Origin of the sequence: Vibrio navarrensis (assembly GCF_015767675.1) — a bacterium.
Lineage (GTDB): Bacteria > Pseudomonadota > Gammaproteobacteria > Enterobacterales > Vibrionaceae > Vibrio.
On the sequence record NZ_CP065218.1, the window covers coordinates 875108 to 889218 of the forward strand.

Here is a 14111-nt window from a genome sequence, read left to right on the forward strand (position 1 = left end):
ATCGGTGGTCCTGCTAAGTTGCGCACTTATCCTTTTGTCTCTCTACTTCAGTTTTTCTGCCGCACAAGATGAGGTTGAAGAAGTGTATGACGCGCGTTTGGGTCAAGCAGCGAAACAGCTTTTGATGGCAACTGCGCTGTCGGCGGAACATCTAGCACGAAAAGAGCAGCGTGAACATTTTGATGAGTGGATGGAGAATATTCAGCGCCTTTCTCACGCTCGGGATGATATCGCCACCGCTTTTGGTCACCCCTATGAACAGAATATTCTCTTCCAATTCTATCGTGACGATGAGCTAATATTCAGTTCTGACTCGCAACAAGCTGCGCTGAGCCTTGGTCGTGATCATCAAGGCTTTGGTGATGTACAGACTGAAGGACATTTCTGGCGCATTTTTCAGCTCGCTCAACCGCACAGTCAGCGTGGCTATGAATACGTCTTAGTGGCGGAAAAGCAGCACATACGTGATGAAGCGATCAATGAAATTGCGCTCTCTACGGCGCTGCCACAGTTGGTGCTCATCCCTTGTTTAGTACTGCTGATGATTGTTCTCATCGATCGCAATTTCCGTCCGATTCACGAGCTAAAATCGGCCATCGCGGTGCGCAGCGTGCATAAACTCGATCGCATCTATGTGCGTGAACAAACCGCCGAATTGACCCCTTTGGTGGATACCTTAAATGAACTGCTCGAACAACTTGAGCAAGCGTGGCAGCGGGAAAAACGTTTTACGCGTATGGCGGCGCATGAACTTAAAACGCCGCTGACGGTGCTGCGTTTAAATGCGGAGAACGCCCTGCACAGCCAAAACCCAGAAGAGTTAAAACATGACTTGGGCATGATCCTCAAAGGGATTGACCGTACCGACCGTTTGATTCACCAACTGCTTACTTTAGCTAAAGTCGAAAGCCTAGCCGAGCTCACAACTCAGCAAGTTGAGCTGTCGGCTTTGATTCGGCAAGTTATCGCCAATCTCGCGCCATTGGCCATCAAGCAGCAGCAACAGTTGAGCTTTGAGGGGGAAAAATATTGGCTGCAAGGGGACGAGATTCTGCTGGGGGTGCTGTTTAAGAACTTGATCGACAATGCGATTCGCTATTCTGGCACGGGGAGTGAGATTGAAGTGCAACTCACGGTGGATGCCCATGGCGCGCAAGTGACGGTGGCAGACAGTGGGCAAGCGATCAAAGAAGAGGTGCGCGAGAAAATGTTCGACAACTTTTATCGCGCCAACACGGAAAAAGGCGATGGCGCTGGCTTAGGAATGTCGATTTGTCGTGATATTGCCCAGCGTCACGAGGCTAGCGTAGAGCTTTTAGCTAGAGAAGGTGAGCGTAATGTTTTTTGTGTGCGTTTTTCATCCTCATGATGACGAATGCAGAGACAGCGCCGCAGTGAAATGCTGTTGAAGGGGCTGGGATAGAGGTTGATTTCCAAATGATTGCTTTGGCTGAAGATTGCTATCAAAGCTTGAGATTAAGCGAAGCGGCATAAAGAGGCTTTTACTTAGAATATTTATTGGAAGCTGTTCGATGAGGCGCTTTTGATGTCAGCGCCTCACACTGAAATGTGCGAACTAAAACTCGGCATCCACTTGAAAATGCATGCGCTCTTTGCGGTAAGGGTGGTCGAGCTCAAGCGACTCGGCGTGCAAGTGCAGTCGGTTTGCCTTCTCACCATATAAACCATCGCCCACCATCGGCATGTTCAAACCAAGGTGATGAGCGCAATGAACGCGAAGTTGGTGAGTGCGTCCCGTTCTTGGGTAGAGGTAAAGCTTGCTGCGACCATCGCGAATTTCAATCAACTGCCAATCAGTGTGCGCGGGTTTTCCGTGTTCAAAACAGACCAGTTGGCGCGGTCTGTCGTCTGGGTCGCCTCGCATGGGCAGGGTAATTTCCCCTTGGCTTTGCGACACGTCACCTTCCAATAGCGCCACATAACGCTTTTGTACGCCACGAGAAATAAACTGCTTTTGCAGGCTCTTGTTGGCGCGGCGGGTGAGGGCAAACACCAACAGTCCCGATGTCGCCATGTCTAAGCGGTGAATCACAAACGGCCCTTCCACGTCAGGGAATAGCGCTTGCAAACGGGTATAAGCGGAATCGGTAATGGTTTTGCCCGGCACCGATAACAGCCCAGAAGGTTTGTTGACCACGACCATTGCTTCGTCTTGATAGACGATTTCCAGCGCTTTGTCTTCTGCCCAGTTTTCTTCCAGCGGGTTCGGGTCCATGTTCAGCCCTTGCAGCATATGGCCCAAAATAGGGTGGCATTTACTGTGGCAGGAGGGGTAAAACTTTTTGTGTTGGCGCACTTCCGATTTCGGCGACACCCCCCACCAAAATTCCGCCATTGCCAGTGGCTTCAAGCCGTGGGTAAAAGCGTATTGCAGCAGTTTTGGTGCGGCACATTCGCCAGAGCCGGCTGGTGGTACAGGGCTGGTGGTCGGCGCGAAAATCGCGTTGAGATCGCTCGGCTCCCCGCGCCCATTGAGGAAGCGATACTGAGCAAACAATTTGTGTTGCAAGGCGTTCGATAAGGTTTTGCGCTGCTCTTTGAGCGTGTCGAGTTGAGTAAGCAGCTCTTGTAAACGTGCCTCTTCATTGGCGAGTTTTTCATCCCACTCCAGTTTGAGGTATTTGAGGACGTTTTTCTCAGCCACGCTTTGTTTGGCGAGATCATCCAACACCGCTTTGAGCGCATCGCCAGTGAGCGTTGCTTCCGCTTGTTCGCGCTGTTGCTTGCGTGCGGCGCGCCCTTCAATCATGGCTTGGCGCTGGGCTTGTTCTTGCGCTTGGTAAGCTTGGCGGTCAGCCTCAATTTGCTGGTGAAGTTGCATCAGTTCAGAGCTTTGCGACAGCTGTTTTACTTGATGGTTGATGTCGGTGATTTCGGCAAACTCACGGTGGAAAAAGCTCTCTTTGGTCAACATGTCAAACACCGGCGGGACAAAACCCGGCAACAAATTTTGCTCCGCCACTTTGCCAGAAAAGGCACTTAAAAAACCGATTTCACCTTGTGGGTTTTGCACCAGCAACACGCCAAACATTTTGCCAATCGCGTGCTCATCGTCACTGACCACTTCGCCGTTCAACAAGCCAAAGTTGTGCTGCCACTCTTGCTGAGTGAGCAAATGGTGTTGCAACTGCTCAGCGGCCAACGCACACAGCGGGTGCGGTGTGTAGTAAAACGGGAAGGTAAAGCGCTCGGGCAGGGCGTAGCCGTCGATAGCGGTGGTGAATGGCGTAAAGCAAGGGTCCGGCGTGTGCATGAGGGAGTCCGCGCAAGTCAAAAAAATCGAGCGAGGATTGTACCTATTTTACGCAGGATTGCACGGCGCAAAGGTTCGCTGTTGTCACTCGTTGCAATGAATTAGGCAATTTTTTGGCGCAATCAAAAATCCATGAATATACTTTATGTGCATTAATGCATATCTGAGCAATAAGCCCATGCGGTATCGGGCAGCACATAACAAAAGTACATAAAGTAAAGGAAGCAAATATGGATTTTCAGCGTTTGGCCGGGTTGCAGTTAGAACGAAATCCGCGCTTATCGAACCGAGACATCAGCCATTTAGCAGCCGATGTGAACGCCGTGCGTTGTCTGACTCAGGCCGCGATCAACGTCGAGCTGTTTACTATTCCGTTGTACATGACCACCATGTACTCGATATATGGCATGCACTCGATCACAGGGAAAGACAATGCGCTCTATCTTGGTCGTCGTTGGCCGGGCATCACGCCGACTCCGAACCCGCAAACTGCCAATCAACAAGCGTGTAACTTGATTTTCAGTGTCTTTATCCAAGAGATGCTGCATCTGCAAATGGCGGCCAATATTCACAACGCGCTCAGTGCGACCGTGGCAGGTAGCCAAGCGGCCGCGGCCGATTTCAACTCGCCACTGCTGGTGAATGAGAACAATGGCTGGATCTGCTACGGCCCGGACAAAACCACCATTCCGCATATTTTGGATCTCACCGACTTGTCAGAAGCACCCTATAACGCGGTGAAAGTTGCGCTGGGTGGCTTGGATGAAAACAGCATCAACCTATTTTTGTTGATTGAGGAGCCGTCGGATGTGCTCGCCAGCCGCATCAAAGCGACTGCGCACGATAAGTACATTGCAACTAATGGCAAAGGCGTCGAGAGCTGTGTGCCGTTTAAAGATTGGAGCGCGCAATCTACCGAAGCCGAGCTGCCGCAATTTGGCACCATTGCGACCATGTATGAATGTTTGGCCGCGTATTTGAATGTCACTTACAGTGACGGTAGCAGCCTGTTTAACAATATGTTTAATCCGGATTCGATTCAGCGCGACTTGTTCAATACCGAAGAGAGCGGCCACCCGCTGGCAGAGTTCCCACGCATGAAAACGGTGGTGGACGCTAAAGAGGCCAATCAAGCGAAAAGCCAGATTTTCCAGTTGATGAACGCGATTACCGATCAAGGCGAAGGCGCAACCATGAAAGTGGAAGCGCAAACCGTCTTGCCAGCCGGTTTGGTGGGGGCGCCAGTTGACCCAAGCTACCAGCCAAACTTCCAAGCACTTCAAGCCGATTACAAGCAGTATGACGAACAGGGCAACGAACTGCCGATGTCTGGCGCAGCGCACGCCCGCTTCTTTGGTGGCGTGGTGGATCACTACGACCGTTTCCAGCAAGTGAAGGGGTTGTTGGAATCCGGCGAAATCACCACCTGGGCCGATTGGCATGCCAACCCAGCCAATAAATGGCAGCCAGACGATCTGCAAACCGCAGAGTACCAACACAACCAATATGCGGGTGTGTTGCCTTCTGCTCAGGCGGTCTCCACGGCGCTCAATAACCTCAAAGCGGGTGGCGACGCCAGCTGGCAAGAGATGAGTCATGTGGCTGCTGGTGCGATTGCAGGCATTACCACTGTGCTCAATAAATACTGGACAGACAAAGGTGTCGACTTCCCGTTCCCGTCAATGTCAGGTTCTGGCGATCGTGTCTCCATCTGCTGGGCGGTGTTTGGCCAAGCACCGGATCTGTCGCTAGGAGAGTACCAGCGCATTCCTGAATCGCAGCGTGATTATCTCTATCACGCTTGCCAAGGGATGGCGCTGGAGCCAAACCCAAATGAAACGGGCAATAGCTGCGCGTCGAAAGAGATTTTCCACACCTGTCGCGGCTCGAACAGCTGTAAAGCGGAAGGGGGCTGTGGTTTTGTGCAAAAAACCTCTGGTGGCGGCTCGGGTTGTCGCAGTTTGAGTGCCACACCGAGCAATAAGAATGCGGTGCAAGCGGGTTGCGGCGCGCCGGAGCTCTACTCTCCGCCCGCCGATAACGCTTGTGGTGGCTTGGGCGGCTGTGCGGTGCCCATCTCCGCCTCACAGCTCTATCCCGATGGCGGCCTGATGCCCATTTACCAATTGCGCGCTGGACAGCATCCAGAACAGGTTTCCGGTGAGGGGGTGCAGTTTGCCACCGGTGATGCGGTGTATGACATTGCTTGGCAGGCGTACAGCAAAGCGCTGGCTGCTGAAGGAAAAACGGCGGGGGACAAGCCACAACCTTCTGACCTGCGTTTGGCCTTCCCACCATCAACGTAAGAAAAATAACAGCTTGCCTATTTGCAATGCACTTCGCTCTGTCTGCCCTTTGGCAGACAGAGTTGTTATGACTACACATTCAGTTGAAAGGATGCCAATGCGTTCCAAGTCAGATCTGCCTAATTTCCCAGCATCGACACCGCCCCATTCTCATGCAGAGGACTCTCATGCACAGGACTCTCATGCCGAGCTTAGCGCTTCCATGGGGTTTGGTGTCGGGCTTCGCTCTTGCCATTTTGCTTGGCTTGAGCAACACCTACTACCAGAGCAAAGCGGCGTTGATTGGTTTGAAGCGATCAGCGAAAACTACCTCGACCACCATGGCTATGCGCGCCACTTACTCGTTAAGCTGCGTGAACACTATCCGATTGCCTTGCATGGCGTTTCGATGTCGATCGGCTCAAGCGATCCGTTGGATAAAGAGTACCTTGGCAAACTGCGGCTTTTGTGCCAAGAACTGGAGCCGAAGCTGGTCTCCGACCACCTTTGTTGGACAGGGATTCAAGGGATTAACAGTCACGATCTGTTGCCGATGCCACTTACCGAAGAGAGCCTGACGCATGTTTGCGCGCGGGTGCAGCAGGTACAAGAGTTTCTGCAACGGCCGCTGGTGATAGAAAACCCCAGCACCTATTTTGCTTTTCAGGAGAATCAATTCCATGAGTGGGATTTCCTTGCCCAGTTAGTTCAGCGCAGTGGCTGCCGCTTGCTGTTGGACGTCAACAACGTCTACGTGAGCGCGAAAAACCTCGGCTTCTCCGCTCATGACTACTTGGCGGGTATTCCGCTCGATGCGGTGGTGCAGTGTCATTTAGCCGGTCCGACCGATTGCGGAACCCATTTGATCGACACGCACGACAAGCCAGTGCCAACCGCTGTGTGGCAGCTCTATCAACAAATGATCGAACAGGCTGGTAGGCCGATTTCCACATTGCTCGAGTGGGATGCCAATATTCCGGATTTTCCCGAACTGGTCGGCGAACTGAACCTTGCCAAAGCGGTATTGCAAGGGCAAATTCCACAACGCGAGCCGTTAAGACAGAGCGAGAATGCACCACTCTCGACGCCGATTGCCGATGCGCTTGGCCGCAAGCAGTTCGTCTCTGCGCAGGAGGTCGAATGAGCTCATCTAATGAGTTAGCCGCGCGTCAGCAGTGGTTGCTTGAGTCGATTCTACAAGGCCCCAAAGCCAGCCAAATGGCCAGCGAGTTTATTGTCGGCTCGGCGCAAATGTCAGCGGCAGCACGTCTGGCCATATATCAGGACGGCTATCGGCTGCGTCTGCTTGAATGCATGGCGGCGGAGTTTCCGGCATTGCAGCACTACCTCGGCGAACCGCTGTTTCGTTTATTCAGCTTAGGTTATCTGCAACAGCAGCCTTCCCGTCACTACAGTTTGTATCAATTGGGTGAGGGATTTGCCGAGTTTCTCGCCGCAACGCGCCCGAGTGAACAGAACGTGCAGCCACAATGGGCAGCAGGGCTTAAGATTCCAGAGCAACTCGCGAGATTCGAGAGGGCGCGGGCAAATGCGCTCCGCGCTGCGGGGGCGCAGCCGCAGAGCACGCCGGAGTTAGGTTGTCTGTTTCACTTTCCAGCGCTGGCCTTGCCTCAAAGCAGTACATTAGTCGAGCACGATTTTGCGCTGCATGACTATGTACTCGCCGCTGATCGCCACGCACTGGCGCTTGAACAAGGTCAGAGTGCTGAAAAGCCCGCCATGCCTGCAGCACAGCCCGAGTCTCTGCTGGTCTATCGCCATCAATTTCGCGTCAAAGTGGTCAAACTTGAAGCTTGGCAGGCCGATGTGCTGCGCGTACTAAGTGCCACGACGCACAGAGCACAAAAGGGCAAAGCCATGCAAGCGGATTGGCAAACCTTGCTTGAGCACAACCGACTCGCTGAAAGCGAACTGCTGATGAAACTCAACCTGTGGCTGCCACAGGCTTTAAAAGAAAATCAGCTTACGCTTGCCGAATAACGTTGTTTGAAAGCGTAGGCAGGGCGCTTCTTCGGTTTGCAACGGTGAAAAGCGTGCGCAGCGCGGCACGTCCCAAGGCATTAATCCAACTGAGGCGAGGTGGTCGCCGCTGGCGAGTTTACCGTGGGTAGGTTGCGATTAAAAATGCTGAGCAAGGCAGGGCTATCTTGGCGCTGTTTCGGGAAGAGTAAGTAGTTGCTGTTGGTGAGAAAAGGCACAGGATGGTGGGTTATCCGTTGTCTCAAATGAGGGATCTCTTTATTAATCAGATAGTAGCCTATGTGTTTCTCTTCGGGGACAATTTCAACTCGTCCTTTGGCTAATTTTTCTAGGTTTTTAGCCGCCAAGCCATCACGTTCCATGTAGAGAACGCCACTCTCAATCAGCGCATCCATCTGCTGTCCATAGCTGTATGCAATCACACCACCCAGTTTGTACGGGGCCAGATCGCTAAGGGATTGCCACTCAAAAGGTTTTGCACTGGGGTAGAAAAAGACAAACTCTTCTTGGCTCACTGGTTGGCTATAGTAAAAATCGTTCTCCCGCTCCGCGCTGTGCATCCAAATCGCCGTCGCATGGTAAAGCCCCCTCTGTGTTTCGGCGTACGCTCTTGCCCAAGGGAGAAAGTGGAACTGAACTTGATACCCTTCAGCCGCGAAGGCGGTTGAGATGATTTCGGCAACGAAACCATAATTGTTTAAATCACTGCCGATAAAAGGAGGCCATTCGCCCGAAGCGATATGGATGATGTTATCTGCGCTAGCGATGCTTTTCTCGATACGCTTTTCTGTAGCGTAAACCTTGACTCCCCAACTGCACAGAGCAAGTAAGCATAGGCCCCACTGAATGTGTTTAAAAAAGGCAGATTTCAACAGCGGAACTCCTTTGTTGTCATTGCGTCATGACTTGATGATGGGCGCAGACGATACCGACTGTCAATTTATCGAACAATTATCCATGAGAAGAGTCGCGCCTTGGCCATCCACAAAGGCGCAACTTGTGACGGGCGCAGCATGTCATACAAGTAACACCCGTTTCTCATCGCCTTGTCACAATCGGTCACTAGCTTGTTCGGATCTATGAACAATAAGGAAGTTTTAAATGCTTATCTCCCATTTTCGTCTGGGTGCGCTGGCGCTCATCTTGGCCAGTTCTTCTTTTGCCAGTTCCGCCGACTCGTTCAAACGTATCGCCAGTTTTCCGGTGGCCGACAATGTGCCCCATGGTATGGACAGCAAAAAGCCGACTTCGGCAGAGATCATCACCGCCACAGAAGATGGCAACATACTGATTTATTCCGACAGTCCACTCGGCGGGATCGGTTTTATCGACATCAAGCAGCCCCATATGCCGCAAGCCGCCGGGTTTCTCTCGCTGAATGGCGAACCCACCTCGGTAGCCGCGTATGATAAATGGGTGTTGGCGGCGGTGAACACATCGAAAAACTATACCCAGCCTTCGGGATATCTGGCGATTGTGTCGGCGACTGGGCGCAAAGTCGTCGATAAATGCGAACTGGGCGGCCAACCAGACTCGGTCGCCGTCTCTAAAGATGGTCGCTACATCGCGGTGGCGATAGAAAACGAGCGCGATGAGAGCCTTAATGACGGCGAACTGCCGCAGTTGCCAGCGGGTTTTCTGGTGATCATTGCAGCGCAAAAAGGCAAAGCCGACTGTTCCACGGCCAGACGTGTGACGTTGACTGGATTGGCGCAGATCGCCCCCGACGATCCTGAGCCGGAGTTCGTCGCATTCAATACCGCCAATCAAATTGCGCTGACTTTACAGGAAAACAACCACATTGTGATTGTTGATGCCGCCAGTGCGAAAGTGGTCAATCACTTCTCGGCAGGTCGTGTGGACTTGCAGCAGATTGATGTGAAAAAAGATGGCGCGCTGCTGTTTACTGGCGAGCAGAAAGGCGTTTTGCGCGAACCGGATGCGGTGAAATGGCTCGATAATGAACGTCTGGTGATCGCCAATGAAGGTGACTATCACGGCGGCGCACGGGGTTTTACCATTTTCAGTAAGCAGGGATCGGTGCTGTTTGAAAGCGGCGCGTCATTTGAGCATCAGATCGTGCGCGCCGGGCACTATCCAGAAAAACGCTCGGGCAAAAAAGGAGCAGAACCGGAAGGGCTGGAAGTCGCGACTTTCAACGGTCAGCAGTACATTTTTGTTTTGTCGGAGCGAGGCTCGGCGGTCGGCGTGTATCAAGACCATCGGGCGAATCCGCGCTGGATGCAACTGCTGCCTTCGGGCATTGCGCCAGAATCGGCGGTTGCCATCCCCCAGCGTAATTTGCTGGCAACAGCCAACGAAGCCGATCTCATTGCTGAAGGCGGTGCACGTTCTCATGTGATGATTTATCAGCTGAGTTCAGGTGAGCCGACCTATCCGCAAATCGTCTCGGAGAATGACGAACACGGCGCGCCGATTGGTTGGGGGGCGCTTTCTGGCCTTGCTAGCGACGGTAAAACGCTCGGCAAATTGTATGCAGTGAATGACAGCTTTTATTCTTCACAGCCGACGATTTTCACTATCGACGCAAGCAAAACGCCTGCGGTAATTAAGAGCGCTCTTACGGTCACCCGCGACGGAAAAGCAGCGAAAAAGCTGGATCTGGAAGGTATTACGACCGATGGCAAAGGCGGCTTTTGGCTTGCCTCGGAAGGCAACGCCGCCAAAGAGGTGCCGCACGCGCTTTATCATGTCAACGCCAAAGGCGAAATCCAACAAACGGTTGAATTTCCAAAAGAGTTGTTGCAATACGAAACTCGTTTTGGTGCAGAAGGGGTGACGTTAGTCGATGATACTTTGTGGGTTGCGGTGCAAAGACCGTGGAAAGATGACCCAAGTGATCTGGTCAAATTGCTCGCGTACCACATTCCGTCGGATACGTGGCGCGCGGTGCACTACCCGCTTGAACAGACAGAAAAAGGTTGGGTCGGTTTGTCGGAGATCACCGCATTCCAAGACAATCTCTACCTGTTGGAGCGCGACAATCAACTGGGCAAATCAGCCAAAATCAAACGCTTGTACAAAGTCTCGCTTAAGCAAATTTCGCCTGTCGCGCTTGGGCAAACCTTGCCTGTGGTGCAAAAAGAGCTGGCGTATGATTTCTTGCCAGAACTTAAGGCAGGCAATGGGTATGTGGTCGATAAAATTGAAGGTTTCACCATCGACCCGCAAGGCCGTGGCTACGCGGTGACCGATAACGACGGCGTCGATGACAGCAGCGGCGAAACCTTGTTCTTCAAACTCAAACTGGATTTTCTTGATCGTTAATTCTGTTTCCCCCGGTTTTCGGCGTGAAAGCCGGGGGTGTTTCGCTTAAGTTACGCGTGTTTTAAACAATCCCTCACTAATTTGTAGCGCTTTTGTAACCAATTCTCTACCAACAAGACATCGTTCGTTCCATGCTGGCGCAGTTTTTCGTTTTCCAAGTTGACCCGCACACGCTCATCACAGGCACCTATGATCCCGCTTTGGCGCAGCTTTCCGTCCTGCATGGCCTCCTTTCACTGCGTCACTATGGCAGCCTAACGGGGCTGCTTGTCTCACTCTGCCAACGATTCTAGCGCTTGGATTGCCGCGTGCGCTTTCTCTTGTGGGACAAAAATGTGGTCATGGTAATAACCAGCAACCACATTGGCGCTGATGCCATGCTCGGCGAGCTGGCTCGCAAACGCCGCCGTTAAGCCAACGGCTTGCAAACTGGAATGCACCGTTAACGTAATCAGGCAAAAGATGCCATCAAATGTCAGGCCGCCAAGCTCGGCTTTGTCGCGTGGTACAACCAAGGTCAGCCCTTCTTGCTCACGAAAGGTCGCCATCGGCTCTAGGTGCAAATAGTCGGCTAATGGACCATCGACGCAGCAGAAAACATACTCACCGTCGAGCAGTTTGGGTGACATGGATTTTAGCAGCAGGTCTAAATCGGTAATCGCGCTCATAATAACTCCTTGTAAAGTGGCTTGGCCGCAAGCTTACGCGGCGATTTGGCCGAAGTACACCGTATGATATTAATCCATGATTAGCTGCGCTTATCGCTTTGTCGGCACTGGTGAATCAGGGCGAGCAGCGTGTCGAGCTGCGCTTTGGCCTCATCTTGTAAGGGATACCCTGCGTTGATGCGCAGACAATCTTGATACAAATCCAACGTGGTGAAGAGTTGCCCTAAACGTACATCCAACCGCTGCTCCTGTGCCTGTTTTGCAAAGGCATCTGCATCAAGAGCAGGGATCTGTAGCCAGATAACCATGCCGCCTTGCGGCTGGCTGATTTTCACCTCTGCGGGTAGATGGGCGCTGAGATACTGGAGATATTCGCGCTTAAGCTGCGCCAATTTCTGTCGCCGCTTTTTGACCTGACGAGCATAGTGCCCCGAGGCGATATAGTCGGCGACGGCGAGCTGCATGGGGGTTGCTACGCCGTAGCTGCTGACCGAAAAGCGGCGTTGGTACGTCTCAAGATAGCGCCCGGGTAGGCACCACCCCAACCGATAACCGGGGGAGAGGCTTTTCGACACCGATCCGCACCACAGCACATAGCCATCGGTGTCGTAACATTTTGCCGGTAGCGGCGTTGTTTCTTCGTGGCTCAACTCCAGATACACGTCGTCTTCAATCACTGGGATCTGGTATTGGTTGGCCAACTTTGCCAAGGCCTGTTTCTGTTTGACCGACATAGTCATGCCCTGCGGATTCATGTGCGAGGTGCAGAAGATCGCTGCGGTGACCACGCCTTGCTGGAAATGGGTCTCCAACTGAGCGAGATCAACTCCGTCATCCAGTGAGGGAATTTCGACGATGTTGCGTGACATCTCGCCAAGGAGCTGCAAAATGCCGTTAAAACAAGGGGAACTGATGGCGATGGCATCCCCCGGCTGTGTGCAAGCTTCCAACGCGGTTTTGATTGCCGACATGCATCCTGATGTCACCACAACCTCGTCAGGAGAAAAATGCAGCCCGAGCGGCGTAAAGTGATCGCTCAGCGCGGTGCGTAGTGAAAGTTCGCCACGGCTGTCTGGATAGCGATTGAGTCTGTCCCCCATGCGCTTGACCGCACGGCGAAAACTGCGTTCCAGTTCAATCACATCCGCCGCTTCACTGTGCGTGCTGGAAACCCCAAGCGGTCCATTAAAGGCGGCAGGCAACTGGTGATTGGGTTTCGCCGCAGAGATTTGGCTGACAAACTGCGTCCATTCTGGGGTGGCGTGAGAAACCGCACTGGCCGAAACAAAATAGCCCGCTTGCGGCCGGGCGTGAATTCGCCCTTGGGATTCCAGCTCCTGATAACAGCTGATAGCGGTCGACAGACTCACCGCTTGCTGTTTGGCAAGTTGGCGCAGTGACGGCAGGCGGCTGCCGGGTTTGCGTCGGCCTTGTTCAATGTCGCTAACAAACTGCTGTGCCAGTTCTTGATAACGGCTCATCTTGCGCCCCCTTAAAATTGTACTGGTTTTAATTGTAAAAATTGTATCTGTATCCCTTTTCTTGCTCAAGCCATACTCCGCCTGTCGATGATTGGCGTAGAAGGGAGAGAGTATGAAAAGAGAAGATCTGCTGTTGGCGGTTGCGGTGATGGCGATATGGGGTTTTAACTTCTCGATGATCAAGTTAGGGGTGAGCGAAGTGCATCCGCTTTTGGCGACGGCGGCCCGTTTTACCTTGGCCGTGTTTCCGGCGATATTTTTTATCGCGCGGCCCAAAGTCGCTTGGCGCTATTTGGCGGCGTATGGATTGGTGTTTGGTGTGGGCATCTGGGGCATGGCCTCTTGGTCGATCACCGCTGGCCTGTCGTCGGGAATGTCCTCGATCTTGCTCTCGACCAACGTGCTGTTTGGCATGCTGATGGGGCTGGTGGTGTTCAAAGAGCGTTTGTCACGTCGCAAATTACTCGGCGCGGGCTGCGCACTGGTGGCGCTACTGATTTTGGTGTTTGCCACCCAAGGCAATATTACGCTCAGCGGCTTGGTGCTGATTTTAACCGCTGCGATGAGTTGGACCGTGATGGGCGTGATCGTCAAAGCGTCGAAAACCACCCAAGCCTTTGCCTTTAACGTGTGGGGAATGTTGTTTGCTCCGCTGCCACTGGTGCTGTTTGCGTTGGCGCTACACGGGCCAAATATCCTGTGGCAAGCGGCGGAAAAATGGAGCGCGTTCACTACCATAGCGGTGGTGTTTCAGGCCTATCCAACGACGTTGTTCGGCTATTGGGTGTGGAACAAAATGCTGATTAGGTATCCGTTAAGTACCGCTGCACCCCTGACGCTGTTGGTGCCGATCTTTGCGTTAGTTAGTGGTTTCTTTATGTTTGCAGAAACCCTGACACTGGCGCAGATCATCGCTTGCGCGCTGTTTTTGCTTGGCATTGGTTTGATTGTTAAACCAGCCAAACCCAAGCCGTCGCTTGCTCAAGCAGAGGTGCTGGTACGCTAGTCACCTCGAAAAGTCGTGAATAAAATAGCGGTATCAGCGTCGAGGCAGGATGGTTTTTGTCTAACGACTTCTTATGCTAGGATTTCTCCGCATCCATCATCAGAGAAT

11 protein-coding genes are annotated in these 14111 nt (G+C 52.7%); 6 read left to right on the plus strand and 5 right to left on the minus strand.

Annotated features, from left to right (window positions below; all coding sequences use genetic code 11):
* Positions 1-28 precede the first annotated feature (28 nt).
* The gene (locus I3X05_RS20560; protein WP_171816751.1) at positions 29-1369 is read left to right on the plus strand and encodes an ATP-binding protein; all 1341 of its coding nucleotides are present in this window, start codon (positions 29-31) and stop codon (positions 1367-1369) included.
* A 207-nt stretch (positions 1370-1576) separates the two neighbouring features.
* On the opposite strand, the gene I3X05_RS20565 is transcribed toward I3X05_RS20560, so the two are convergent.
* A complete protein-coding gene (locus tag I3X05_RS20565) occupies positions 1577-3274 on the minus strand; it encodes an RluA family pseudouridine synthase (RefSeq protein WP_193157486.1) in 1698 nt (565 codons plus the stop codon).
* 230 nt (positions 3275-3504) lie between these two features.
* Here I3X05_RS20565 and I3X05_RS20570 point away from each other — a divergent pair, with 230 nt between their 5' ends.
* From I3X05_RS20570 to I3X05_RS20580, 3 genes are all read left to right on the plus strand, one after another.
* On the plus strand, positions 3505-5580 hold the full coding sequence (locus I3X05_RS20570) for a ferritin-like domain-containing protein (protein WP_193157485.1): 2076 nt from the start codon (positions 3505-3507) through the stop codon (positions 5578-5580).
* Positions 5581-5677: 97 nt separating this feature from the next.
* Positions 5678-6703, plus strand: a complete 1026-nt coding sequence (locus I3X05_RS20575) for a DUF692 domain-containing protein (protein WP_337971224.1) — start codon at positions 5678-5680, stop codon at positions 6701-6703.
* Complete coding sequence (locus I3X05_RS20580) at positions 6700-7560, plus strand: DNA-binding domain-containing protein (protein WP_193157484.1); 861 nt, start codon at positions 6700-6702, stop codon at positions 7558-7560. Before I3X05_RS20575 ends, I3X05_RS20580 begins: the two co-directional genes overlap by 4 nt.
* Before the next feature lie 80 nt (positions 7561-7640).
* On the opposite strand, the gene I3X05_RS20585 is transcribed toward I3X05_RS20580, so the two are convergent.
* The gene (locus I3X05_RS20585; protein WP_413470305.1) at positions 7641-8339 is read right to left on the minus strand and encodes a substrate-binding periplasmic protein; all 699 of its coding nucleotides are present in this window, start codon (positions 8337-8339) and stop codon (positions 7641-7643) included.
* Positions 8340-8661: 322 nt separating this feature from the next.
* On the opposite strand from I3X05_RS20585, the gene I3X05_RS20590 reads away from it, so the two are divergent.
* Positions 8662-10848, plus strand: a complete 2187-nt coding sequence (locus I3X05_RS20590) for an esterase-like activity of phytase family protein (protein WP_193167405.1) — start codon at positions 8662-8664, stop codon at positions 10846-10848.
* A gap of 50 nt (positions 10849-10898) precedes the next feature.
* Here the strand turns inward: I3X05_RS20590 and I3X05_RS20595 are convergent, their stop codons facing one another.
* The 3 genes from I3X05_RS20595 to I3X05_RS20605 form a co-directional block, all read right to left on the minus strand.
* Complete coding sequence (locus I3X05_RS20595; protein WP_171816744.1) at positions 10899-11072, minus strand: hypothetical protein; 174 nt, start codon at positions 11070-11072, stop codon at positions 10899-10901.
* Positions 11073-11120: 48 nt separating this feature from the next.
* Positions 11121-11516, minus strand: a complete 396-nt coding sequence (locus tag I3X05_RS20600; protein ID WP_193157482.1) for an ACT domain-containing protein — start codon at positions 11514-11516, stop codon at positions 11121-11123.
* An 80-nt stretch (positions 11517-11596) separates the two neighbouring features.
* Positions 11597-12997, minus strand: coding sequence for a PLP-dependent aminotransferase family protein (locus I3X05_RS20605; RefSeq protein WP_337971225.1), 1401 nt, complete (start codon positions 12995-12997; stop codon positions 11597-11599).
* Positions 12998-13109: 112 nt separating this feature from the next.
* Between I3X05_RS20605 and I3X05_RS20610 the strand changes: the two genes are divergently transcribed.
* Entirely contained in the window at positions 13110-14003 is an 894-nt protein-coding gene (locus I3X05_RS20610) for an EamA family transporter (protein WP_337971226.1), read from the plus strand.
* Positions 14004-14111 lie beyond the last annotated feature (108 nt).